This window comes from Shewanella sp. HN-41 (assembly GCF_000217915.1).
Lineage (GTDB): Bacteria > Pseudomonadota > Gammaproteobacteria > Enterobacterales > Shewanellaceae > Shewanella.
This window is the reverse complement of record NZ_AFOZ01000033.1, coordinates 45,606-72,337: the sequence shown is the minus strand read 5'-3', so window position 1 is coordinate 72,337 and position 26,732 is coordinate 45,606. Positions and strand designations below refer to the sequence as shown.

At 44.4% G+C, this 26,732-nt stretch carries 17 protein-coding genes; 14 read left to right on the top strand and 3 right to left on the bottom strand.

The window, feature by feature from the left end; translation table 11 throughout:
- Positions 1 to 460: 460 nt before the first annotated feature.
- The 4 genes from rfbB to SOHN41_RS12740 all read left to right on the top strand — a co-directional run bounded on the left by rfbB (position 461) and on the right by SOHN41_RS12740 (position 4,937).
- Positions 461 to 1,486 carry a dTDP-glucose 4,6-dehydratase gene (gene rfbB / locus SOHN41_RS12755; RefSeq protein WP_007649570.1) on the top strand — a complete coding sequence of 342 codons (1,026 nt, stop codon included), beginning with the start codon at positions 461 to 463 and terminating at the stop codon, positions 1,484 to 1,486.
- Between the two features lie 592 nt (positions 1,487 to 2,078).
- Entirely contained in the window at positions 2,079 to 3,224 is a 1,146-nt protein-coding gene (locus tag SOHN41_RS12750) for a nucleotidyltransferase family protein (RefSeq protein WP_007649569.1), read from the top strand.
- A gap of 9 nt (positions 3,225 to 3,233) precedes the next feature.
- Positions 3,234 to 3,737, top strand: coding sequence for a lasso peptide biosynthesis B2 protein (locus tag SOHN41_RS12745; protein ID WP_037459066.1), 504 nt, complete (start codon positions 3,234 to 3,236; stop codon positions 3,735 to 3,737).
- A 159-nt stretch (positions 3,738 to 3,896) separates the two neighbouring features.
- Positions 3,897 to 4,937, top strand: a complete 1,041-nt coding sequence (locus SOHN41_RS12740; RefSeq protein WP_158091851.1) for a sugar-transfer associated ATP-grasp domain-containing protein — start codon at positions 3,897 to 3,899, stop codon at positions 4,935 to 4,937.
- A gap of 18 nt (positions 4,938 to 4,955) precedes the next feature.
- On the opposite strand, the gene SOHN41_RS12735 is transcribed toward SOHN41_RS12740, so the two are convergent.
- Positions 4,956 to 5,873 carry a hypothetical protein gene (locus tag SOHN41_RS12735; RefSeq protein ID WP_007649565.1) on the bottom strand — a complete coding sequence of 306 codons (918 nt, stop codon included), beginning with the start codon at positions 5,871 to 5,873 and terminating at the stop codon, positions 4,956 to 4,958.
- 127 nt (positions 5,874 to 6,000) lie between these two features.
- On the opposite strand from SOHN41_RS12735, the gene SOHN41_RS12730 reads away from it, so the two are divergent.
- The 6 genes from SOHN41_RS12730 (at position 6,001) to SOHN41_RS12705 (ending at position 12,166) form a co-directional block, all read left to right on the top strand.
- Positions 6,001 to 7,671, top strand: coding sequence for an ABC transporter ATP-binding protein (locus tag SOHN41_RS12730; RefSeq protein WP_158091850.1), 1,671 nt, complete (start codon positions 6,001 to 6,003; stop codon positions 7,669 to 7,671).
- A 266-nt stretch (positions 7,672 to 7,937) separates the two neighbouring features.
- Entirely contained in the window at positions 7,938 to 8,093 is a 156-nt protein-coding gene (locus SOHN41_RS20165) for a hypothetical protein (protein WP_007649563.1), read from the top strand.
- 12 nt (positions 8,094 to 8,105) lie between these two features.
- Positions 8,106 to 8,378 (top strand): PqqD family peptide modification chaperone, encoded by a 273-nt coding sequence (locus SOHN41_RS12720; RefSeq protein WP_037459050.1) that lies wholly within the window; start codon positions 8,106 to 8,108, stop codon positions 8,376 to 8,378.
- A 234-nt stretch (positions 8,379 to 8,612) separates the two neighbouring features.
- Positions 8,613 to 9,371, top strand: coding sequence for an AAA family ATPase (locus SOHN41_RS12715; RefSeq protein WP_139058381.1), 759 nt, complete (start codon positions 8,613 to 8,615; stop codon positions 9,369 to 9,371).
- Positions 9,372 to 9,373: 2 nt separating this feature from the next.
- Positions 9,374 to 10,270, top strand: a complete 897-nt coding sequence (locus SOHN41_RS12710) for a sulfotransferase domain-containing protein (protein WP_007649560.1) — start codon at positions 9,374 to 9,376, stop codon at positions 10,268 to 10,270.
- 15 nt (positions 10,271 to 10,285) lie between these two features.
- On the top strand, positions 10,286 to 12,166 hold the full coding sequence (locus SOHN41_RS12705) for an asparagine synthetase B family protein (protein WP_007649559.1): 1,881 nt from the start codon (positions 10,286 to 10,288) through the stop codon (positions 12,164 to 12,166).
- 128 nt (positions 12,167 to 12,294) lie between these two features.
- Here SOHN41_RS12705 and SOHN41_RS19630 read toward each other — a convergent pair whose 3' ends face one another.
- Together SOHN41_RS19630 and SOHN41_RS12690 are read right to left on the bottom strand one after the other, a co-directional pair.
- Positions 12,295 to 13,587: a tail fiber domain-containing protein gene (locus tag SOHN41_RS19630; protein WP_007649558.1), complete on the bottom strand. Its 1,293-nt coding sequence runs from the start codon at positions 13,585 to 13,587 to the stop codon at positions 12,295 to 12,297.
- A gap of 1 nt (position 13,588) precedes the next feature.
- On the bottom strand, positions 13,589 to 14,110 hold the full coding sequence (locus SOHN41_RS12690) for a hypothetical protein (protein ID WP_007649557.1): 522 nt from the start codon (positions 14,108 to 14,110) through the stop codon (positions 13,589 to 13,591).
- A gap of 376 nt (positions 14,111 to 14,486) precedes the next feature.
- Here SOHN41_RS12690 and SOHN41_RS12685 point away from each other — a divergent pair, with 376 nt between their 5' ends.
- From SOHN41_RS12685 to SOHN41_RS12670, 4 genes are all read left to right on the top strand, one after another.
- A complete protein-coding gene (locus SOHN41_RS12685) occupies positions 14,487 to 21,155 on the top strand; it encodes a putative Ig domain-containing protein (RefSeq protein ID WP_007649556.1) in 6,669 nt (2,222 codons plus the stop codon).
- 110 nt (positions 21,156 to 21,265) lie between these two features.
- Positions 21,266 to 23,971 (top strand): FG-GAP repeat domain-containing protein, encoded by a 2,706-nt coding sequence (locus SOHN41_RS12680; RefSeq protein ID WP_007649555.1) that lies wholly within the window; start codon positions 21,266 to 21,268, stop codon positions 23,969 to 23,971.
- A 41-nt stretch (positions 23,972 to 24,012) separates the two neighbouring features.
- Positions 24,013 to 24,432, top strand: coding sequence for an ASPIC/UnbV domain-containing protein (locus SOHN41_RS12675; protein WP_007649554.1), 420 nt, complete (start codon positions 24,013 to 24,015; stop codon positions 24,430 to 24,432).
- Entirely contained in the window at positions 24,432 to 26,651 is a 2,220-nt protein-coding gene (locus SOHN41_RS12670; protein WP_007649552.1) for a DUF255 domain-containing protein, read from the top strand. Before SOHN41_RS12675 ends, SOHN41_RS12670 begins: the two co-directional genes overlap by 1 nt.
- Positions 26,652 to 26,732: the final 81 nt, after the last annotated feature.

The window sequence follows — 26,732 nt, the reverse complement described above, 5'->3', positions numbered from 1 at the left end:
CACCTCCTGCATCNGACCACCATGAGGTGGAAATGTCATATTTTGTATGGAACAAAATTGACCATGCAGTCGTTCGCGAGGATGACGGCATACTCCTTCGTCATTCCCGCGAACGCGGGAATCCATACTCAGGTCTTTTAATGGTTTAAGCGTAGTGACTTAAAGGCAAGGGCTGGATCCCCGCATGCGCGAGGATGACGGCATAAGAGCGAGGATGATGGCGAGGATGACGGCGTAAGAGTGAGGATGACAGTGTAAGAACAAAGTACGAGGCTTTTCCGTCAGTGTTGTGTTCCGTCATCAGCAATCAGCAATCAGCAATCGGTAATCCGTTCACCGTCGGCCCAGCGTTTCGTAATCCGTCAGCGATATGTTCGGCTTTTCGAAGCCCACCCTGTTTTTATGTTGTATACTTGCTGGCTTTTTTGCTTTCAGGCCTTTGTTTGCAGAGATAGGTGATATGCGAATTCTTGTTACGGGTGGTGCAGGTTTTATTGGTTCGGCTTTGGTTCGTATGTTGATTGAGCAAACGGAGTCTGTGGTGATCAACTTCGATAAGCTGACTTATGCGAGCCATCCTGAGTCCCTAGTTGGTGTTGCTGATAGTGAGCGCTATCATTTTGTGCAGGCAGATATTTGCGATAGGGCAAGGTTAGATCAGGTGTTGCAGCAATTCCACCCCGATCTTGTGATGCATTTAGCGGCTGAAAGCCATGTGGATCGTTCGATAGATGGACCCGCGGAGTTTATTCAAACTAATATCGTGGGGACATATACACTGCTTGAGGCATGTCGTAGTTACTATCAAACTTTAGGGCAAGCGCAACAGCGCCGTTTTCGATTTCATCATATTTCCACCGACGAGGTTTATGGCTCCCTTGGCGAGACAGGACTATTTAGTGAAACCAGCGCCTATGAGCCCAGTTCTCCTTATTCAGCCAGTAAGGCATCGGCGGATCATCTTGTTCGTGCTTGGCATCGTACCTATAGTTTACCGATAGTTATTACTAACTGCTCCAATAATTATGGCCCTTTCCAGTATCCCGAAAAGTTGATCCCTTTAATGGTGAATAATGCGTTATTGGGAAAACCACTGCCCGTTTACGGCAATGGCCAGCAGGTGCGGGATTGGTTGTATGTAGATGACCATGTTAAGGCTTTATTTTTAGTTGCCACTGAGGGGCAACTTGGGGAAACCTATAATATTGGTGGATCAAATGAATGCACTAATCTTACAGTGGTGCAGCAAATTTGCGATTTATTAGAGGAGTTAGTGCCCACTCATTCGCAGTCTCTGGCCATGAAAGGTATGGGTTTTCGTGATTTAATACAACATGTTGGTGACCGTCCAGGCCATGATGTACGCTATGCAATCGATGCAAGCAAACTTGAGCGTGAACTTGGCTGGCGAGCACAAGAATCCTTTAGTTCTGGCCTTAGAAAAACCGTAGCTTGGATCGTTAAACAAAACGGAAGGTTGGGCTAGGGGGCTCTGCACACTATTTGGATAGGACGTTGCTTCGCATCTGCTAGAACGCTTGTGAACTCACTGCTAGGGGCTGAGAACGCCGCTTTGCGACTACTGAACGTCACTGCATGTCTTACGGGTAACAGCACGGGCTTCGCCCTGATGGTGGGTGAGCTTGCGAGCGTTCCGTAATCCGTCCACCGTAAACTAAGTATTCGGTCATCTAGGGCGCAGCTGCTCGGTCGCTTTTATCCTTCGTCATTTCAAATACCTCCATCATTCCCTCGCAAGTTTGAATCCAATCTCCCCTGTCATTCCCCCGCGCTTTTTGTCATTCCCTCGAACGACGGCATGATCTATTTTGTTTCAGACAAAATATGACATTTCCACCCTCCATGGTGGTCAGATGCAGGAGATAGAACTCTTTAATTAGAAAGAGTGCAGGAGCAGTTATCGACGCGGGAATCCAGTTTTTGAGGTGTTATTTAAATCCCTAATACAATGGACTGTCATTCCTCAAAGATGAACTATGCAATCCTATGTTTACACAGCATTTTAGGGTGTAATTGTTGGCATCAATTGTGTATTCTATGTTAACAGGATGCCCTGAATGAAGATTATGATGAAATTGTCAGATGAACAGTTATTGCAAACCTTTTTATTGTTGTGTTATCCCAAAACAACCACTGAAACATTAGCAGCCAAGCTGGCTGATGGCATCAATGAAGAGCGACTAAAGTGGTTGATTAACCGCCATCGAGTGTGGAATTTGGTTGCTGCGGCAATGTCAAAACTCGACTCTCATCTTTTTTCCAAAGATTTTAGGCAATGGTTGCAAGAGGCGAGTGCTCGTCGACAGCGACAGACACTTTTACAATTCAAAGTGCAATCTGAGCTCTGTAAAGCCTTGGATGAAATTGGCGTTAAGTATCAATTTTTTAAAGGAATTGATTTAAGTTTGCGCTTGTATGGCGATTTAAATGGCCGTTACTCGAGAGATATTGATTTATTGGTTTCTGAGCAAGATGTGATAGCGGCTGAGCGCATCTTAATTGACTATGGTTATACGCCACTAAATGATGCATTTACGGATACTGCGCCTGGTCGCGTTATTCGAGGCTCCTTCTTTAAGGACAAAAGTTATCAAGCGTCAGGGTTGCCTGTGATTGAGCTACATACCCGCGTTAATAACGAAAACACAGCGTTTTCTAAGACTGTGACTACAGCATTATTGGTGGGCGATACTGATTTAAGTGTGATTGAATATTTGTATTTGTGTGTTCATGCCATGAAGTCCAATTGTCATCGAGTTAAGTGGTTGATTGATTTAGCCTGCTATTACGACAAGCTTAATCAGCAGATGCCAAATTGGCATGAACAAAAGTGGCGAGATGCAAAAAAGTTTGGTGTCGTGCGCCAAGTTATTGCCTGTGAATATTTAATGGCGCAATGCCTTGGTATTGCTGTTGAACCGAAACGTTTTATCGGATTAACAAGTTACAGCGATTGGGTGATGGGCACCTGGTTGGATGAATACAGTTCACTGATTTCATTAAAGAGGGTGCTGTTACCTATGTTAATGAATGGCCAATTTGAGCATAGACTGAAAGCGATACATTTATTGTTGTTTTGTCCAAACGATGCCGATGTCGCATTTATCAATCGCTACGCCTCCGGCGATGGCCGTTTGCTTAGCTTCTTACTCCCCTTCAGAAAACTCTCTCGATATACCAAGAAAAAATTATTAGGGGCCTAGTTGCAACAGATGAAAACAGTGATTAAAAAGCTCAAAGCTTTTGCCTCTAGGGAACCCTTTTATCAAGTCAGGTTTGTGCCCACTTGGTTGTTACTTGGGTTCGCAAGGCTAACCGTGTTGCTGCTTCCATTTGCTCGGCTTGCCCCTTATTTAGGCGTGTCGGTAGCCAGTGAAAATGCTCAACATAACATACCAAACCTTAGCGTTGCTTTAACTACCTCCGATATGCAACGAGCGAAGCAAATCTCTCGTTTAGTCGTTAATACCGCCAGGTATTGCCCGTGGAAGGCTAACTGTTTTGCGCAGGCTATAGTCGCGCGAATTTGGCTTGGTTGGTACGGTTTACCCTACCGTTTATATTTTGGTTTACGTCGAGATGACTCGAGCCTTAAAGCTCATGCGTGGGTGTGCTGTAGTACTATTTTTGTCAGTGGAGGCAATGGGTTTATTCACCATTCAGTGGTCGGCTGTTATGGTTCAAAATGTGATGCTCGTATAGAGGCGAATGGTTAAGTGATTAATAAATTCCTTATACGTATCCGGTCCTTGTTGTTACGAAGACGACCACTTTTTCGCTATAGTTGGCGTTATTTATTACCTTGTAATGGTTATATTGCGGTACATCGTCAGGTGATGATGCGAAGTCTTAAGCATAGGCCTTGGTTAATCTGTGTGTTTGTTTGGTCATTGTTGGCATGGTTTTTATGTTGGCATTGGGTGGTGATGTACCGCGCAATGCGTCGACTTCGGCAACAAGCGGTTGATGCTGGTGTGCCCATTTGGCAGCAGGTCTCTGGATTGCTGGCTGCGGGGTTAGGGCAGGGCATTTCGGGATTTGATTATTACCACTGTAAACTCTATCGGGTGGCGCCGCAGCATTGGTGGCAATACGTATTCGATTTTCAATTACCCCATTTTCATCATGCCTTTCAAACGCATCCCATTAGCCAAGCGTCTCGGTCATATTTAAGCTGTAAAGGTATTTTTGCCGAACGATTATCGGCGGAGGGAGGTCATCCCGTTGCAACTATTGCGAATGTTAATCTGCAAGTACATTGGCCAATAGATGATTGGTTAGTTATAGCCCCGAAGATATTTATTAAGCCAGAGGCCGCCTCGCGAAGTCAGGGCTGTGTGACAATATCAAAACCTGAGCAGTGGCGGTTTGAATATGCTGAAGCTATCTATGAAGGTGCGCAAGGGCTCGAATCGCTAAAATCTAACTTGCCTATGGGGGAGTATCTTGTTCAGCCCTTACTTGAACATCATCCTCAAATGGCGAAATGGCAACTGAGTGATAAAACCATCACCTTAAGAATCGTGAGTGGTATGAATGAGGGAGAGTTTACGCTTGTCGCTGCTAACCTAGAACTTAATGACGACACCCATCGGCGTTTTAAGGTGTTTGCCGTTGATTTGGTTAGCGGAACCGCCGTGTTGGATGCAGAGCATTGTGCGGCATTGGGTTGGGAGTGCCATGAAACGAAGGTGAGTCTGCCCCATTGGCCTGACGTTTTAGCCGAGATTGAGTTGGCTCATCGATTGTGTGCGGATGTGCATACTGTGGGGTGGGATGCCGTGATCACGCCAAACGGTGTTGTGTTATTAGAGGGAAACCTCAACTGGGGGCTCAATGTGCTACAGAGCGTGAGAGAAGCTCCCTTATTGCCTTTGTTGTGTCAATCTAGTCCTGTGTTTTTGAAAACGATGTAATAGATCGTTAGCCAATCATCATAACGATAGCAACTGATTGGCGATGCGCTCCCCATAACGGGCGAGCGATGAGAATTTATCGAGTTCGGGCAACTGCATTGTGTAGCTTTGGCATTGATGTTGAAGGCGTTGGTTTAACGAAAAGAATGATTGTTCATGGTCAAATACGCGTATGAGTCGAGGGCGATAGACACTTTGACGCAAGCGTTGAAAGGCTTCAAGTTTTCCGATGGCTGAGATTTGAGCATGTGCGCTATTAGTTCTTGCTGGGGCTAAAAATAGACATTTGATGATTGGCATGGGGGCGTCTGCAAATTGATCCTCTGGTATATCCCAGCCAAATTTTCCGATACCAGGTGCGGTACTCGATAGTGTTGAAGTGTCAATGCCGAGTGTATGAAGTTGTGGTTGTGATAGCTTTAAGCGTCGATGAGCCGGTTGGATCTGTAAAACGCCATCCTTGTCTGGTTGCAATGCAACAATGTCGTCGGTAAACACCGACAGGTTTGCGAGCAACATGGCAGTTGCCAAGGTACTTTTACCCGAGCCGCTATCGGCTAATACGACAATGGCGCCTTTATCGGTGGCAATGGCCATACCGTGAAGGGGAATTTGTCCGCGCAGATGTAACATAGTCCCGAGTCCTGAGCCTTGTATGGCGGTGATGGTATGCGCCTGACTCAGTGACGGATGAAAATCGAGTGTGATGTTACCTTGTTTCTCTATCAGCAGTTTACCGAACAGAGGTTGATTCAATAGCGCGCGATGACCATCAAACTGTAGCTTTTGATTGGCAGAAAATGCTGCCGACAGTATATCTGGGTTTGAACCTCGCAGGATGGAGACTTCAGCTTGGAGAGGGCTTTTCAGCGCGGGCAAGGGGAGTGATGTTGCGACGTTCATGCCGTATATGCGATAAACAAGCTCTTGGGACACTTTGCTCTCCAATGGATAGAATCGAGTGTTAATAACGCAGGATATGATAACTGAATATGGATCTAATAGAAAAAATAACATGTTTGCTTCAGTCTGCTGAGCAGAGCCGAAAGGGTGTCGAATGTTAATGTCAGCGACTTTATCGTCACTCAAAGGTTATTTAGCCAGCTTATGGCAAACAGTCCCTAAGTTGTTGCTGTTGGCTTTTGGTTTATTGCTATTGGGGAGTTTTACCGAAGGCATAGGTATTTTGATGTTGGTCCCCGTGGTCAACTTGATGTCCGATCCGAGCCAGCCCATTCCCCCTTGGGTTGCGAGCTTGCCGAGTTTCGATAGAGAACTCATTTCCCTCAAAGTGATTTTGCCATTTTTTTTAATCTTGTTGCTAACACGCTCAGCATTGGTCTATTGGCGTGAGATGGCCATGACGCGGATACGGCTTCACACCACAGATGAACTGAGAAAAACATTATTCGAATCTATGTTGTATTCAAGTTGGTCGCAAAGGATCCATTCTCAGCAACATCAAGAGCTTGAGCAGCTGACCAATGGCGTGAATCGTGTCGGTATGGCCACCTTTTATATTTTAAAAATGCTGACGACAGTGATTTTGCTTGTTGTTTATGTCGCCGTATCTATCTTGGTTGCACCATTAGCGTTGCTTATTGCTTGTGTGGTCGGGGCAGTGGTATTGCTCATGTTTCGTCGTATTTTTAAACAGGCTGCGGCATTTGGTATAGGGCTGACTAACAGCAATAAACAGTTATACCAGCGGGTGATGTTTTTTTTAAACGGGATGAAAACCGTTAAAGCCTGTGCATATGAGCCACAACAGCTCGATGCCTTTGTGGCAAGCCAGCAAGAGTTGCGGGAAAATCAGCAAGCCTATCAGCATAAAACCGCCTTACAGCAGTTGGCTTTTCAAGGGGTGAGTGCATCGCTTTTGTGTCTGCTGGTGTATCTAGGGTTTGAGGTTTGGCAACTTGGGGTTGCTGAGCTTATCGTATTAATCGTGATGTTTAGTCGTATGATGCCAATGCTGTCTGACTTGCAAGGCAACGCACAACGTTTATTGCATATGTTACCTGCTTTTAGTGATATTGAGCATGCCATCGCCAGTAATCGACAAGGTTACGAAGCCAATCAATCGAGTCAGATTGCATTTCCGAAACGGAGTTTAGCACTCGATAACGTCAGTTTTGCATACCAAGGGCGTGAACCTTTGTTGAAAAACAGGACAATTGAATTCCCCCTTAACAAGATAACCTTACTGAAAGGTCCATCTGGTCAAGGTAAAACAACGATCATCGATATACTGGCAACCTTGTTAACGCCAAGTGAGGGGGCCGTGATGCTAGATGCTGTGCCTCTTTGTGTTAGCGCGCATCATTCATGGCGCCAGCAAATAAGTTATCTGTCGCAAGAGCCATTTTTGTTCGACGGCAGTATTCGAGACAATATTTTGTGGGGTGAAGGTTATTCCGATGATGAGATATGGCAAACATTGCAGCTGTGTTGTGCCGCTTTTGTGGCGGATTTGCCACTAAAGCTAGATACGCCTATTGGCGAGCGAGGCGTGCAGTTATCGGGTGGCCAGCGTCAGCGCTTGGTATTAGCCAGAGCGTTAATCCGCAAACGGCCGTTGTTGATTTTGGATGAAGCGACTAATGCCCTCGATAGTGAAACAGAAAAACAGATTTTTTTAACATTGCAACAACAGCGGCACATAATGACGATAGTGCTTGTGAGTCATAGCGAGCAAGCAGAGGCGTTTGCTGATAAGTCTATCTCATTATAAGTAGCATTTTAGCTGTGCTTGTTTGCATCAAAAGATGAATTGGTCGTCAGTTGGTCAATTTTTAGCCCTTGAGGTTCACAGGTGGTTAACCATTGATTCACATTTTGACTTGCAAACTTCGCTATACTTTGTGAAAATTAGCCCATTCAGTTTTGTAATCTTTTGGAATTACAATGCATTTGACGATAGCGCTTTGCTGTGGATTAAGAGCGTCGGAAAGCTGGCATTTAAATAGTCAATAAATAGTTAAATAGGGAGTCATCTAGATGCAACAAGATAATATGAACAAAAGCGGTCTAGCTGTAGAACAAACGGTAAAAGCGGCATGGTCAAAACCTGAGATTGAAGAAATAAACATTGCTGGATACACAGAAGGGAAGGCTACAGGTACTAATGAATCTTTTTTATCGGCACCTTCTTGATTGAGATTTAGTATGACTCTCTATATTCAGAATGATTTGCTTACTACAGCGCTAATGGATGGAGAGCTAGTGATGATGGATGTGTCGCAAGGGAAATATTTTGGACTGAATTCGTTTGCGACTCAGATCTGGTCGTTATTAGCATCACCAAAGAGCATTGATGATCTAGTTGTTGAACTGATGTCTTTATTTGATGTGACTGAAGATGTGTGTCGAGCCGACACCACTCTTTTTTTGCAGCAACTTGTCGATAAACAATTGGTAAAAGTGACAACAGCTGCTTAAATCGCAGCTGTTTTTTTATATAAGGTTGACCAGATCCCTGTGTACTATTCTCTGTATAATTTGACCATTGATAGTGACTTCGTTCTTACAAATTTACCTTGTTTCCCAAAAAGTCACCCTACAAATATTTCCATAAAACAAGTTGATAAACTGGATGTCGATGTCGCTCCCTTGAATCAAGTTGGCGCTTACTGTTGGTTGAGTTCATCAAGCTTTCTGTTATCGATTCCTCGATTGGCTGATTTTTATGTGCGCGATGGGCAGTCAATTGAGGTTGCTGTTGCCGACGATGCAGATATGGCGCTAGTGATCACTTATATCCAAGGTTATATGCTTGCGGTGGTTATGCAACAACGTGGCCAGCTCGTCTTGCATGGCACTGTTCTGCAAAAAAATGCCAACGCTATCGCTGTTTGCGGTCATTCCGGCAGTGGCAAATCCACCTTGGCGGCAACATTGTTGACCCAAGGTTGGCAATTGGTATCCGATGACGTATGCGTGTTTGATACTCACGGGAAAGTGCTTCGAGGTTGTCATGCGCTTAACGTCTGGCCCGATGTTGCTGAGGCTTTGCAATTGTCTGAGGCTGAGCCACATACTGCAACAATGGCAAAGTTACAGTATGTGCCGCAAGTGCCATCAATGGGTAATGAGGATGCTAATGCAAGGCTAGGCGCATTCCCATTAGTGGCTGTTTATTGCTTAAGCGAAGAGCAAGAGGATGATCAAAGCGACACGCTGGAAGAAGATGTTTTCGCCGGTGTGCTGAGTGAGTTTAAGGGGATGCGTAAATTTGCCCCCTTAAAAGCCAATCGCTATCGGACTCAATTCACGACGGCGATGGGGCAAGATGCCTTGTTTATGCAGCAGTGCAGTGTCTTTTTAGCCAGTACTCCTGTTTATGGGCTTAGTCGTGGTAAAGCAAAACTGTCATTAGCCAATCTTCACGCTATGAGCCGGTTTATTATCGATTCATTTGAGGCGATTGTTTAGTGATGCCTACAGGTATTTTCTGGCTCGCCTCTTACCCAAAATCGGGGAATACTTGGCTGAGAAGTTTTATTTTTGCCATGCAAAACCAAGCTAAGACCGATCTCACTACCATTGATATCAATCAATTGCAAACGGGCGCGATTGCCAGCAGCCGACACTGGTTAGCGAATGGTTTGGGCGTGGAGTTAGGATCACATTCAGTTGAACAAATAGAGTCATACCGTAGCGATGCTTATCGTTTTATCCATAGCCAATTGACTGAGCCTGCTTATCATAAGATCCATGATGCCAATCATATGTGTGCTTCGGGTCAACGCTTGTGTCCGCTCGATGCCTGTGCAGGCGCGCTTTATGTGGTTCGTAATCCCTTTGACGTGGCCATTTCGTTTGCTAATCATATGGGCGTTTCGCTTGATAGGAGCATAGAGATGATGGGCACCCGCGATTTTGCTTTGCTGGCAAATGATAAAAAATATCAGCCACAGGTGCGGCAACGTATGGGAACTTGGAGTGACCATGTGAACTCTTGGGTAGATAGTGATTTACCCATGTTGTTAGTGCGTTATGAGGATATGCAGAGCAATTCACTTGCTAGCTTTACGAAGGTTAGCCAATTTTTGCATTTACCTGATGATGCGCACTCGGTCAAAAAAGCCATTGCCATGTGCCATTTTGATAAGCTTAAAACGCAAGAAGATAAGCATGGCTTTAAAGAACGGCCTGTGAAATCAAAAGCGTTTTTTAGGAAAGGGATAGTAGGGGATTGGCAAGATACCTTATCTCAGTCTCAGATCGATAAGCTGATCACCGACCATGCAACCGTGATGCAAAGGTTGGGCTACCTTGATGACGAGATGCAAATTACACCGCTGTGTTATCCCAGTAAAATGTCGCTGTAACTTAAAGGAAAATCCGTGAGTACTATTCATTGTGCTATCGATTGGCAGACATCGCTGCCCGAAAATGCCATGCAAGAGATGCTAGCGTGCAGTGATTACTGGCAACCCGATGCCGTTCATGTCCAGCAGATTAGTCATGCGCCGGATGTGCGGTTAGCAAAAGCATGCCTGTATAATCGGCCTAATTCTGAGCAAGATGCTATTTTAGTGAGTGAGTGTGGACAATTTTCTATTGTCGCCAATGCCCATCTCGATAACCGCGATGAGCTGGCTCTTCAACTTCATATCAAAGATATTGATAGACTGTGTGATGGTGAGTTGATCATCAAGGCCTATCAGCGCTGGCAAGAAAACACCGCCTCCCATTTACTCGGTGATTTTGTTTTTATCCTGTGGGATAAGGTAAAACAGCAAGTGTATTGTGCCCGAGATCATTTCGGTGTTAAGTCGCTGTTTTATGCTATTCAATCGGGGCGAGTCATAGTATCAAATGAACATAAGTCATTATTAGTTCCTAGTTTAGTGGTCTCACGTCAGTTAAGTCATAGATGGTTAGCAGATGTATTTATGCCCACAACTGGCAATGAGTTTCTTTCTCCCTTTGATACCATTCACACACTCCCAGCGGCGCATCAACTGGTGATAAATCAGCAGGGGCATAGCTGTGAAGCCTATTGGTCATTAAAGCCGCAAGTGCTACCGAAACTCAGTGATGATGAATATATTGCTAGGCTGGCGGAGTTATTTGAACAAGCCGTAGCGCGGCGCTTAGTGTCGCAATACCCGATAGCCGCCGAATTGAGCGAGGGCTTAGATTCAAATGGAGTGGTGGGTTATGCCAGCCGATTGTTAGGTGATAAGCCTTTATATACCATGTCATTTGATGGTGAATCATTGAATAAGCAAAATGCTGCTCTTTGGGGGCCTGTTTATCAAGAATTGTTCGATGCAATCGAACAATGGCCAAATGTACAGCCGCTTTGGCATGATGAAGAAGTGAATATCTTAAGAGCTGGTGCTTATGTGGAGGCATTTGGTGGACCTTCTGCAATATCATCTTGGTTTGATCCGCGCTGTTCCTTAGCGCAGTCAAAGGGCTGTAAAACTGTGCTGTCCGGCTGGGGTGGAGATCATTGCGTCAGTGGCTATGGGGACGAATATATTCAGGAGTTGTTTTTGGGGCGTCAGTATATTCGGTTGTATCGGCAGTTAATGTTGCGTCAGCAACGTGGACGTGGTGGCAAGCCGATAAAAGCCCTGCTGAGATTGTTCATCCAGCATCAATTTCCTCAAGTGCATAATAAGCGATTACAGCAGGTTAAGGGATTAGCTAAGCAGTCGGCTGATTTGTTTCATCATTCGATATTGACAGCCAAGATCACTAGCCGGTTAGCGGAAACAACCAAACCTTATTATGCCATTATGGATAGAACCTCAGTTCAAGCCCGAGATCATCGCGAGCTTATCGAGGTCGGCGTTCAACGGCGTATGACGCTCACGGAAATCGCCGCCCGCCATCACCGTTGTGAGTTTCGTTACCCTATGCTGGATAAAGAATTAGTGGAGTTCGCATATAGTTTACCGAGTCATTTAAAGTGTAAACATGGCATTGAACGTTATATGTTCAGAGAGATTTTAAAAGGGCATACCACAGAGCGAATTCGGATGCGGCGTAAAGCGGATGTCTTAACAAGTATTGATTATGGCAAGATAAGGGCGAGTGTTAACGAGTTGCTGAATGAGGTGTTTACCCATTGGTCGCTTGAAGTTGGCATGATTTTTAACAGAGAAGCGCTTGAGCAAGCGGCTCAAAATTATCCTCATGTAATGGAGCGGCATCTATTGTCGATAAAGTCACTGCAACAGCAACTAGAGTCAGGTTTGATTCATCTTTAGCTATTGAGTTTAATTGCCAAGTTAGTTTCAACATAAACCACTTTTAGAATATAAAAATGACTCAAACCCTAATGAACATAGGTTTGAGTCATTTGTGATACTTTCTTCTAATCGAGTTTAGTTTTTCGTTACTTGGTTTTATTTTCTAAGTCTGCAATGCGCTTGGATAGCTCTTCTATTTGCTGATCTTTCTTCAAGTTCAAGTCGTAAAGTGCTTGAATCGCCGCAAGAGATACCCCAGCAGAATCAATGGCTGAAATGTGTTTATCATCATCGCCGCCAAGGCCAAATAGCTGATAAAAATCCTGTGCCATGGGGCCGATATGTTGCTCGCTAGTACTTTGAGATTTGTAATTCCATTTTGATATGGCCAGCTTAGAAATGGCACTGAGGATTTCGATGCCATTGATGGATTGGAAGTTTTCTTTCTTGTTAATATCAGAAGTTAGTAGAACATTGTTAGCAGTCACCGTTCCTTTAACATTCATGTTTCCCGCATTATCTATTGTCATAACTTGGAAGTTTTTATCATTCAGTAATGCAAAGGAACCATCATTTTTGGCTCCCATTAGCCAATAACCGACAACGGGACTAGCAAGAGCATTCGTTAACTTGATATAACTCGCTCCTGGATTTTTTAGTTCCAATAAGACTGCATTTAATCCAGTATTAGTATTCTCTAATAACGCGGTGCTCGTCGCAAGATTTGCACTGTCGGCGTCGACAACGTGCAACTTGGTCGAAGGAGAGCTAGTGCCGAAACCCACGTTGCCATTGGCAACGACTAATTTACCATTGGGCGATGCCGTACCTATGCCCACATTGCCGCTGGCGTTGATATAGAGTGAATTGTTCGGTGCGCCAGGGACAATTTTAAAGGGCAATTTAGAACCGCCAGTGACATCACGGATAAAAAAGTTAGCCTCGTTGCTGCCTATGTCCCATGTTTGGGCGGAAAAACCCGAACTGCCATCTTGCTCCAAGCGGATCGCGGGCGTGTTACCATTGATTAAATGTAAATCCAATACTGGGCTATTCGTCCCTAGGCCCACATTGCCATTGCTATTAATATACATTGCATTAGTGGGGGCGCCTGCGAGTACGGTAAAAGGCACTCTGCCTCCAGTGATATCCTCGATTGAGAATTTATTTGCACCACCACTGTTACTGTCATTGGCGGTTAACTGCCAGTCATTGCTAGGAAAACTCCCTGTACTACTGGTGTCATCGAACTTTATCCTAAGATTGTTTTCTTTGAGTCTTAGGGTATCAAAGCCAAAGCTTTCATTGTTGACACAGTCAAACCCTATACATGCACTATTTTGGATAATGACGTCATCAGCATGGACAACATCGGCATTTGCAGTAGTAGACAAAGCCAATGGGATCACTGCGAGGAGATATTTTAGTTGCATGTTCATGTTATTGCCCTTGATGGCGTTCGGCTGAACTTTCAGCCACGTTAGATACATTTGAGTTTAGTTCTGAAACATCAGCGGGTTGAATGCGCTCAGTTTTCATTTCAGGGTTTGCTTCAGCTATTTCTTCTGTTATGAACTCACCGTCAAGTACATTGAAATAACCTGATGAAGACTGAATTTTGCCCGTGTTGCGTGGTGCGCTTTGACGGCCAGTGCTTGCATCACTGATGTACTCAATTTTACCCTGTTGGGTATATTGAATGTGATAACTGTAATTGCCAGATTCTGTAATACCTAGTTCATCTATTTGTAATCGAGTCTCGCCTGCGTAAAGGTGAAATTGCTTATTAAAGTTGTTAGGGCCAACAATAGTAATAGTGGCCACATTAAAGGTATTTCCGTTATCAATATCGAGTGTTGAACCGCTGGCGACGATACTTCCAGCGTAAACCGATTGCATTAGGCCAAATCCAACACCAATCACCAATAAGTACGTTTGGGCCCGCTTGCCAATAGATTTCATTATTTAGCCTTCATTGTTTTGCTTGAGCTAATTTTAACCATTATTCAACAAATCGCAAACGATTGCTTTGCTAGGTCTACTGGTTAGACCTTTATCGATAAAGTACATAAATGGTTTTTTTTGGTTTTTTGTTTATTTTTATTGTTTTTATTCAACTTGTTATGGTTTTTTGTTGGATTTGAAATTATTCAATGGCAGCCTGAAGGTATTATGCTCATGTAAATTTTTAACATGATAATTGATAAATTGCTGTTATTATTATTTGTTAAAAGTATGTGTCTGGTGGTGGGCGGCCGTTCGCATCACTACTAAATGGAATTATTCATTACAAGGTTTCACCATGAAATTCATCCCCGACCTATTGAGAGTAAATGGAATGTTTAATCGTATAGGTAGTTTTTTGCTGACAGCGCTAGTGAGTTGCAGTGTTTATGCGGCTGATCCTAGTGGGTTGACGGTTTCTGGTGCTTTTACTTATTCAAGCGTCGGTGATGGTAACGTGAATACCTTAACCTTGACGCTCTCTAATGCTACCGGTGAAACCGCATCCAATATTGGTTTTGTGGCAACCATAGCCGACACTGATAACCTTGATTTTGCAGTGCCTTTGAATGTAGTGACTAGCTGCAGTGATGGTTCATACTCGTCCAACGATTCAGCACTCACTGCCTCAGGTTATACCTTAGCCGATAGCAGTTCATGTACATTTGCATTTGATATGAAGGGCGTGGTGATAGATGCCGCCGCGACAGTCCTTGATGTTAATATTACAGAGCTGAATTCAGATTTGGGTGCTGGCCCGTTAGCTGGCCCGTTTCAGTTTACTGTAGATCCTACGCTTATTACCGCTTCTCTATCGGTATCTGAAGCTGAGTTATCGGTTGGTAGCGTGAATCATGTCACGCTGCAATTGGGGAATTTCCCGCCGTATGTTAGTACGTTTTACTCTTTCGCACGTGGTGTGATTACTTTTTCTGATGGGGTCGTTTTAGCATCGCCTCTTAATTACAGCGCCGATTGTGGTGTTAGTAATACCAATGCATCGGGTAGCAACTCATTTACTATTCCGACAGCGAGTTTCGTCACTACTACCAGTTGTTTGATTGAATTTGATGTCATTTCAAACTCTGCGGGCGTTAAAAATTTACTCAGTGCTGCTATAACGAATGCGACGAGTGGGGTAGCTGTTGGTAAAGTGAGCACAAGCTTCGAATCAACGATCAAATTTGTTACCGCATCATTTTCGCCGTCAAATCTTGTTCCTGGTAGTCAAGGGATGTTAGATGTGACCTTGCGAAATACCGATAGAAATTACGATGCCACCAATGTCACTTTTACCGATAACTTAGAGAGTGTTTTGAGTGGATTGGCGTTAACCACCCCACTGACAGATGTATGTGGTGTTGGTTCAAGCGTCACTGGTACGGGGGTGATTAGCTTAACGGGGGCGAGCGTTACGGCGGGCGAAAGCTGTCAATTTAGTATACCTGTTACTGTTCCTGCTAATGCCACTCCAGGTAGCTATACCAATGAAATATCCGCAATCAGTTATGACTTAAATGGCACGACCGTCAATGCTGGAAATTCGAGCTATGCCGCCAATGTATTTAATACATTTAGTGTAAATAGCGCTCCCGCTTTGGTGATAGACACTAAACAGGGGGGGATTAGTGTTTCTGAGGTTGTCGCTGGTGATGTGATTTCTGTCGAATATAGCTTAACTAATGTCGACGGTACGAATGCTGCTTCGTCTGTTTCTTTTACTCACGTATTATCGAACTTGTTTGGTTTCACTGCGACTTTACCTGCAAATGATTTTTGTGGTGCAGGCTCTACTGCAACCTACAATGGGGCTTTTGCTGATGGTCCATCAATGGCGGTGTCTGGCATCAGCCTATCTGCAGGGGGGACTTGTTCGTTTAGTGTGGATTACACCGTGCCAGCTAGTTTTAATGCTGGTACCTACTTAATGTCAGTAGGGGCAATTACTGCCACTATAAATAGTCAGGTCGTTCAGTCAGTTGCTCCTTCTGCAAGTCAGTCCTTTAGTATTATCACTGCACCCAAATTGTCATTTGTGTTTAACCCCGCCGTAGTGTCACCAGGGGAAAATACGACGATTAATTTTGAAATACAAAACAGTTTTGGTTCACTGTATGATGCAACCGCTGTTGGCTTCAACATGGATTTAGATGCGGTGTTAAGTGGTATCACAGTACTGAGTGTACCTGATGCCCCCTGTGGTGAAAGTTCTGCCGTTACCGGTGCAGGGACTGGAGCAATAGCATTAGCAAATGCGAATGTGGCAATTGGCGAAACGTGTCAGTTTTCTGTCTCGGTGCAAGTGCCGAGTGGCGCGAGTTCACAACATTATGCATTTTCGAGTTCGGCTCTCACCGCATCACTTAATGGCGTAAATTTAACCTCATCTGCAGCATCATCAACATTACAAGTGACACAATTTTCCGCATCTAAGTCGTTCTCGCCAAGTTCATTGCGTGTCGGCAGTGTTGCCACGCCATTGACGTTAACTTATGTGCTTAATAATGCCGATCCTGTGGCTACTGTCTCGTCGATTGCATTTACCGAAAGCTTCGCAAATATCAATACCGCAGTGACTGTGGTATCGACAACTCAGGCTGATGTCTGTGGTGTCGGTTCATCTGCGACCATTTCTGGAAAAAATTTGACATTTACAGGTGGGTCTCTCGCTCCCACAACAAGTTGTACTTTTGATGTTGTGCTCAACCTGCCAGCTAACTTTATGGCAAATGGTTATTCGAGCGTTAGTTCATCCGTGACGGCGTTAGTCGATGCAACGAGTACCACCTTTGAGCCAATGTATGCCTCGTTTTTAGTGAATACGCTGTCGGTAGTGACTGGTGTGGACATAACAAGCCCTACATCAGATACGAATATCTTGATGACAATTGATTTTTCGGACGATGTAGAGAACTTCGATGTGTCTGACATTTCCGTTGTTAACGCATCCCTCAATGCTTTTACTCCAGTGTCGGCAAAAAAATACACAGTTGAAGTGACGCCTTTATCTGATGGGATGGTGACATTAAATATTGCTGCTGGTGTTGCGGATGATGTGCTTGATGCAAACGTGAAGAATACCGCGGCATTAGAAATTAGCTTTGAATACCAAACAACACCTTTGGTACCCACTCCCAGTTTAAGCATTGGTACGCCTTCATCGATGTTAGTGAGTTCGACCCCTGTGAGTTTTGTGATTGATTATAATGATGCTGAAACGGTCAACTTGACTGCGTCGGATATTGCGGTTAATTCAACCTCTGGCGCGAGCGCTGCAACTGTCACGGTTCAAAATGGTGACACTTCTCAGCCGACTGTTACGTTAAGTGATTTTAGCGGTAATGGGACTCTGGGGATCAGTATCGCAGCTAATACTGCACGGTATTCGATAAATCTAGCGCCTGCAGCCGGACCGTCAGATGTGTTCGCCGTTGATACCCATAAACCAACAGTGACATTAAGTTCAAATTCAACTGAGCAGATCACTGATTTTACCGTAAACATTTTATTTGAAGAGAATGTCACAGGGTTTGAGATGGGTGATTTGACGATTTTGAACGGTTCACTCTCTAATTTCCAAGCACTGGATGCCAAAAACTACTCAGTGTTAGTTAGCGCAACCGGTGAAACTACAGTATCCATAGACGTACAAGATAGTGTTGCAAATGATAATGCTGGCAATGGGAATAGTGTGTCTAACACACTGAATATTACTTATGACGACCTATTACCGTCAGTTTCAATTTCAGGGCCATCAAGTCCAGTTGTTGCCAGTTTTACTGCAACGGTGGATTTTAGCGAAACCGTTACCGGTTTTGATATTTCCGATATTCAGATCACAAATGCTAATTTGTCGAATTTTGTCAATGTCGATGGTAAGCAATATACCGTCAGTGTTGATCCTATCGCCCAAGCGAGTGTGAATTTAGCGATTGCTGCTAATGTTGCTTTAGATGGCCTAGGTAATGGCAATACTGCAGCGGATTATTCTGTTACTTATGATTTTAATGACGCGCCGGTGATTTCGGGCACGCCGGCGACCTCGGTCAATGAGGACAGTGCCTACAGCTTTACCCCCACCGCGAGTGATGAGGACAGCGGTGACAGCTTAAGCTTTGTGATCACTAATCAACCGAGCTGGGCGAGTTTCAATAGCAGCACCGGTCAATTAAGCGGCACGCCCACCAATGCCGATGTTGGTACCACCGCTGGCATAGTGATCGGCGTCTTTGATGGCACGGTCACCACCCACCTCAGTAGCTTTAGTATCACGGTCAGCAATACCAATGACGCGCCGGTGATTTCGGGCACGCCGGCGACCTCGGTCAATGAGGACAGTGCCTACAGCTTTACCCCCATCGCGAGCGATGACGACAGCGGCGACAGCTTAGTTTTCAGCATTATCAATATGCCAAGTTGGGCGAGTTTTAATAGCAGTACGGGTCAATTAAGTGGTACTCCCACCAATTTGGATGTTGGCACGACTTCTGGAATCATCATTTCTGTCTCTGATGCAACTGAATCTGTCAATTTAGCAGTGTTTGATATCGAAGTGGTTAATGTCAATGATGAACCCGTTATTGAGGGCTCTCCTTCGCTAACTGTCGAAGAGGATTCAACTTATCTTTTTATCCCCACAGTGAGTGATGAAGATGAAGGGGATAGCTTGAGCTTTATTATTGCAAATAAACCAAGTTGGGCGAGTTTCGACACCAGTAACGGGACGTTATCAGGGACACCGACAAACGATGATGTTGGGGTGACGAAGGATGTCATGATTTCCGTTACCGATGGCACCATTCAAATTGATTTGCCAATGTTTAGTATCGAAGTGCTCAATGTAAATGATGCACCTGTTTTTGATTCTGAGCCGGAACTGGAGGGGCAGGCAGGGGCAACATACCGCTACTTGGTTGAGGTATCGGATGTAGATGTTGGCAGTGAGTTGACGTTAAGTCTGTTAACGGGTCCTGACTGGTTACAGTTGAGTGGCAATTCACTCAGTGGTACGCCTCCCATGTCAGCGGCCGATCAAACTTTTGATATCGTTTTGGGATTAACGGATGGAATTGTGGATACGTTAGTGACCCAAGAGTTTAGTTTGAAGGTCGTGCAGCCAACCGATACAGAGATCGCGGTTCAGTTCTACTTCTCACCTGCACCCGCAGTTATTAATCAAAATGTTAACTTGATTACCGAGATCAACAATGTCGGCTATACCGCAGCGAAAGGTATTACCTATGAAATCGAATATGACGCTCAGTTCAGTCTGTCGTCTATACCTGGGTTTTGTAGTGAGGTTTCTACGGGTCATATCACCTGTGTGCTCAATGATGAGTTAGCCATAAGTGGTCAAGTGACGAGCGTTATCAGCTTTGCTGTCGTTGATATTGCTGCTGGGTTCAGTACTGCGAAGCTTAGTCTTGTGGGCGATAATCTTAATGATGTCACCACGACAGAAACCGCCAGTATATTGCTTGCGAATACTCTGGCGATTCTGCCTGGTGCTATTTTGTCGAGCACGCCTGCGGATGCGGGATACGCCGTTGATATCAATGGCGACTCGTTTACAGACTTGTTGGTTTATCAGGCTGCAACTTCAGATATTCAGCTCTTGCTAAATGACGGGTTAGGCCAGTTAGTTGAGTCTTCGAGGGTCCCTGTCACCTCCGCGCTGACATCGCTAGTGGTCGCAGATATTAATGGTGATGGCTTGTCCGATATTGTCACAACAGGCGGGGCAAGCGGCATTTCTAAGGCGTATATGTTGACCGCAGCGTTTGAAGTCGCCTCGGAAGAGTCCCTTGGTGCAATATTTGCTGATATTGCCGTTGTGGCTGATGTCAATTTGGATGGTCGTCCTGAGGTTATCCTTGCGGGTGTTTATCAATCTCAAATTGCTATCTATTCTGGTTTCGGAACTGGCGCAACCTCAGTGCAGTTGTTGCCGTTTACTTTACCTGCGCTTACTAAAGCAAAGAAAAACTTAGCCCCGATGGCTGAGAATGTATTAGAGACTGGGGTGACATCGCTGAATCTTGTACAGAACAACTCAAATATCAACATATTAGCAACTTACCAAGGTCAAACTCCCGTATTGTATGAATTAAACGGAACCGTTTGGGTTGGGGCAACTGTGCAAAGTTTGACTAATCAGAGTGAAAAAATAATCACTGCTGATTTGGAACAGGATGGCATGCTCGATCTATTCGTTTATGACAAGAATGGATGGCGACTTGTTGCCAATGCGTTTGATGCCGAGTTTGTTGTCAGCAATGTGAGTCTCCCCCATGTTGATAATATTCTCGTTCGTGATTTGGAAGCCGATGGTGTGCCTGAAATATTATTGCTGACTAAAACAGGAGTCAGTATTTGGCATTACTATGGCATTAACGATATTCGACCTGATAACGCAATCATTACGGGTGCAGATATTGCAAAATTAGAACTGATTGACTTGGATAATGATGGCAATTTGGACATTGTGGTGTTTGATGCTCAAAATGGATTATCAGCATGGTATGTCAGTGCCAATGGTTCAATTGGCCGTCAAGATGTTGATTTGGCACTTTACGCTCAGGATGCCAGTTTCCCGAGAATTAACGAGACTTCACTCGTTACTTGGACAGTGCAGAACAAGGGAAATGCTGAAGCGACAGAAGTGATGCTGGATATCAATGTCCCGTCAGACTTGGTTGTGACCACACTTCCTGACGAGTGTGTTTTAGGTGATGGAAAAATCCGGTGTGCGATAGGAACGCTTGAGGTAGCTCAAAGCGTTGATATTCAAATGTGGTTGACGCCGATATCGACGGGAGAATTTTCCCTCAGCGGTATGGTTTCAAGTTTTGAATATGACGTAGGGGCGGCTAATAATCAGAATCAAGTTAACTTCGATGTGATTGACCCGAAAGAGGGGGGAAATAGCGGTGGTGGATTGCCCATTTGGGCCTTATTTACCTTGGTAATATGCTTGTTCAGCCGGTTTCAAAACCGTCGCTAGTCGTGATGTTGCTTAGCTGAGATAACTATAATGGGTGCAGGGCTATTGGCCCTGCACTATTTTTGTGTGTTTTACCTATATTAGGTGTCAAGTGGGGAAGGATTTGGTCTATGGGAATTAAGACTTTTACTATAAGTGCAGTGACACTCAGTGTACTGTTGTCGATGGCCACAAGTATTGCGGAAACAAATCCGAATATGTCAGCGACGGATTTGCCCGTTCACGATGAAGGTTTATTGCGGTTAATGGGAAAGTTAGAGTCCGTACGTGATCCTAAATGCCATGCAACAGCGACCCGTTTAGAAGGTCTTATTTATGGTACCCCCCTTTCTGATGCTGCACGTTACGCTAAAGCCGAATATCAGAAACATCTCATCCGAGAAATTTGGTTCCTTGCTGCAAAGGCGCACCCTAGTGCAGAACGCATTAGTTTAAGTGATGTTAAACCCATAGTTGCTTCGTTGTTTACCGCGACAGAATCGAAAGATCATTGGACTGTCACTACCCCAAAAGCGAGCGTGGTTGTCGATTCAAGGGATCAGAAGCATTACGGCTCTATTGCTTATAGCTTCAGGGCCATGTTGGCTGTACAGCAAGATGCGCTGCTTGATATGGAGGAGAACTTACCGCCCTTGGCGGATGATGCAGTCGAATTTATTCGAGGGCAATTGGATTTAGTAACCCTATCACTTCTTAAGGAGGCCGATCTTATTGCCCGTAGCCTTGATGAGTATGAAGTGACTGAAAAAAGCCTTAGCCAAAGTTGGGCGCGGTTATTCCCTGAGTTTACCGATGCGAAACAGAATGTGTCTGGTAATACGGTCAGCAGTGGCAAAACGGCTAAAACAGGGTTGCTGAATGAAATTGTTGATTTAAAAATCGCCGCATTTCAGCAATACAACCAAGTTAATCAAACGTTATTTGCCCGTAATCTGCAAGTCTATTTTGCCAAGTTGGCTTTGCCAAAAGATGCGCAAAAGTCAGCGGAATTTACCCGTTATTTTACCGAAGCTATGGTTGCATTTGCAGGTAACTTTTATCTTCAATCACAAGCGGCTGTTAAACAAGGTCTGGTGATTAAAGAGGCCGATGTTGATGTGGCGATGGATAATATTTTGCCTCATCGTGTTAACGAATATGAAGATGTGATTTTCTATCCCAATTATCCATACGCACAACAAATTGAGATTGAAGCCTATGACATGGACTCGTTTCGTGATTCAGGACTGCATTGGTTCTATTTAAAAGAAGCTCTGGCTGATTTAGGTGACCGGGTGACCATCGAAGCGGATCCGTTTGCCGCAGAGCTATTGACCGAAGCAATTGCGCATTATGGGGTTTTGTTGCTACGTGCAGCGGGAGAAGAAGGTAAGACAAAAGGGGCCAGCGAGCTAGATGCAAGCTTTGTGACCGCAGCATATAACCGTATTGCAAAGCAAGTTGATGCCTATCATCAATATGTTCCCGAGCCAGTGACCAAACCGACGATTCTATCTGCCTCAACAGAAACTGATACTGCAATTAAATTTTTTACCAATGTCACCGATAAACAGCACATTAATATTGAGCACCGGTCTTCAGATTGGTTAAGTCGCCAACTTCGTAGCTACCTTAATAAAGATACTAATACTGGCATTATTACTATTCCACCTGCTTTCGGTGGTGGCGGTGTTGCCGCAGAAGATATTAATGGGGATGGATTAACCGACTTACTTGTGTTGAGTGGTGTGGGCAATAAGTTGTATGTAAATCGTGGTGATGTTTTCGAAGATGTGACAGTTAAATCTGGCCTGAGCAATTTGAGCCAGCGAGCCGTTAGCCAAGGTAGCGCAGGCCCAAAGGTCGGCGGACTTGCTGGTGAACCTCGTCAGCCATTAATTGCCGATTTTGATAATGATGGCGATCAAGACATTATGATCACTTATGTTGATGAACCTCATCGCATTTACAGCAATAATGGTGATGGTACCTTTACTGAGAAAACCGAGATTGCCAAGTTGGGCGGTGCGGGTCACATAGGTGGCCCAGCAACCACATTCGATGTCAATAACGACGGTCTTCTCGACATCTATATCGAGTATTTTGGCAATTATTTAACGGGCAATTTACCGACATTGAAGCGCCGCAATGATAATGGTGAGCCAAACGAATTATTCATTAATAAAGGCAATTTTGTTTTTGAAAAGGCTAAAGATGCATTGGGTGCCAATAACTCGGGTTGGGGTCAAGCTGTCACCCATACCGATCTTAATATGGATGGTTGGCAAGATCTGATAGTGGGCAATGATTTTGGTGTTAATGCGTATTACATCAACCAGCAAGGCAAAGGATTTGTCGACTATGCCGCTAAAATTGGCACGAGTAAGCCTTCATATACCATGAATCTCAGTTTAAGTGATTTAAATGGTGATGGTTTACCGGATGTGTACGTGTCAAATATTGTCACTATGAATAAAGATCAAAAATATGTGTTACCCAGTGAGGACACTCAAGCGCAGTTCAATCCTGATAAATTGGCGAACATGCGTGTTGTCGAAGGTAATGATTTATTTATCTCAGGCCAAAATGCCAATGGCGCATTACGTTACCAAGCGAGTGATAAAATTGGTAGAGGTTACTCTTCCACTGGGTGGGCATGGGATGCAGACTTCTTTGATGTCGATAATGACGGTGATGAAGACCTTTATGTGTTAAATGGTATGAATGATTACTATGTCTATTCCTCCAGTAATCCATATTATTCCGACCCTAACACGGGTGAAGCGATGACGGGGTATTTCCCGGATGCAGCTAAAGCCAGTAATGTGTTTTTTTAAATACCAATGGTGGGCTGTCTAACGCGTCAGAGCGAAGCGGTTTGGACTTTGTCGCGAACTCACGGTCGGCGGCATATTTAGATTTTGATAATGATGGTGACTTAGATGTCATCGTAAATAATTACCACGACAAGGCACAATTATTTGAAAACCAAGCTAATACTTTAAATAACAATTGGCTAAAAATCCGCTTAGTCGGTGCGCCAGAGCATGGCGTTAACCAAGATGCCATCGGCGCGCAAATCATCGTGGGGTTTGGTGATAAGGGGTATAGCTGGCGGCAAGTATCGGGTAGTCAAGGATATATGTCAGTGCACCCGAAAGAGCAATCCATCGGCCTTGGCAAATCAACCCAAGCTAAAGTGGTCATCATTTGGCCCAATGGTAAACGTCAAGGGTTAGATAATCTAAAAGCTAATCAATCATACACTGTCAAATATGAGGCGAATGCTGTTCAGTGATGCGTTTATTTTTGCTATCGATAGTGCTGTTCAGTTACAGCACTATCGCCGATAGTTATTCTTCACTTTTTGAAGCTAGGCGTGGTTGGCTCAATGAGCGGAATATTCTCGATAGCGCGATCAAAGAAAATGGCCAACCGAAATACGTTAATTCGTTAATTGCCGCTGAATCACCCTATTTACTGAGTCATTCGTTACAACCCGTCAATTGGTTGCAGTGGCAAGCCAGTTTCGAGCAAGCGTTTGCTAGTGAGAATAAACTGATATTTATCTCTATCGGTTATGCAACTTGTCATTGGTGTCATGTGATGGCACAGGAAAGTTTTAATTCTGAAGCGGTGGCTGCCATACTAAATCGGCATTTTGTGAGCATTAAAGTCGACCGCGAACAATGGCCATTGGTTGATAACCGTTACAAGCTTGCTTTAGAGCTGGTAAAGGGAGAGGCTGGTTGGCCAATTAATGTGATCTTAACGCCGCAAGGTAAGGTCATCTGGGTGGATTCTTACCTTCCCGAAAGTCAGTTTGTTAAGGTGATTAGCGCCCTAAGTCAGCGCTGGCAAACCAGTCCTAAATCTTTGCTCGCTGTTGCGGATAGTATATCGGCACAGTTAGCTTCACCTCTTAATTCCGTGAGTTCTAATCATTTAGAGCCAAATATTGTCATTCGTGAGCTCAATGCTAAACGATTAAACACTTTGGCGGATGAAGCTCGTCGCAGTGGTCCAAGATTCCTTCGAGAATATTGGTTGTTGGGGTTATTAGAACAATATCTTACCTATGGCGATGAGCGCATTATTGATGTGGTAACACAGCATGTCGACACTATTTTATTGAGCCCGACCTATGATGCCATCGAAGGCGGTTTTCATCGTTATGCTGTAGATGGATTGTGGCAACAACCTCATTTTGAAAAGATGCTTTACACACAAGCATTTATGATCAAAGTACTTGCACGCCTCTATCTCATTACGGCTAAACCTCAGTATCTAGCAGCGATGGAGCAAACGATCAACTGGGTCGACAGTTTTTTATATCAACCTTATGGCCGCTCATCTGCAATGTCAGCTATTTCTGATGGAGGAGAGGGAAGCTATTACCGTTTTAATGAGACTGACCAACCATTGTTATCAGATGGAGGGTTTAATTTTTATGCCAATAGTCAGCCGAGTTTAGTGGCCTTAGCAAATTTAGACATGGATTGGCGCGATAATCAACTGCACCAGAAGTTGGTCGTGTTACGCCATCAAAATGTTACGCCCCTAGTCGATGAGAAAATCATCGTCAGTTGGAATGCGATGTATATTGATGCATTGGTTGATGCTTATCAGGTGACGAACAATGAGCAATTCTTAGCGACAGCCTCAGATATTGCCGATCAACTTTGGCAGAAGGCGCGTCATAATAACAAGCTGCACCGAATTGTTTTCCAAGGACGAGCCAGCATTGAGGCGACGTCTGAAGATTATGGTTGGTTTGCCAAAGCATTACTTAACTTGAGTCTGTATCAAACCACGTATCAATCTCACCTTGTCCAACAGACTTCTGCTGAACATGCTAATAGGTTTTCCATTAGAGAACGAGCCGTTTGGTTGTTAGATGCATTGATTCAAGATTATCGCTTTGAAACGTTGCAGGAATTGAGTAACGATGGGGAGTTGCCGTCGGCCTACTCGAGCGTTTATCAAGCGATGGCTTTAGGGCACAGGAACTTGGGCAGCAAGGAATATCGAACGATTGCGAATCAACTGATAAAAAATCATAGCTCGAAATCCGATGATATCGAAGGCAATTATAGTTTTTGGGCGGCAGTCGCACAGCAAACCTATAGCCCAGTTTTGCGGGCATCTTATTTTGCGAAAGGACATGGAAAGGTTTCACTGGTTCGTCGTGGGGACCATCTGGAGGTTAAACTCGATTTAGAGCCTGGTTGGCATGTAAATGCCAATCCTAGTGCCGATGAAAAACTGATCGCGACTGAAGTTGAAGTGGTAGGCGACACTGCTGTTTTCGAGATTGACTATCCCAGTCCACAGCTTCGGCAACTAGGCTTTAGTCAGTCACTCTTGAAGTTATATGACGATCAAACAAGCATCCTTTTGCGCTCGACGTCCACTTCATCAGTGAACATATCTGGCCCTATCAAGGTAAAAGTACGGCTACAGGCCTGTTCAGACAAGCTCTGCTTATTACCTGAAACTATTATCTTATTGCTTTAATTGAGATGTTGTATAGATGGGGGATTTGGTTAGATCATACTGGTTAGACATTGACAAGCCCTCGTGCTAGCCGCCAGTCAA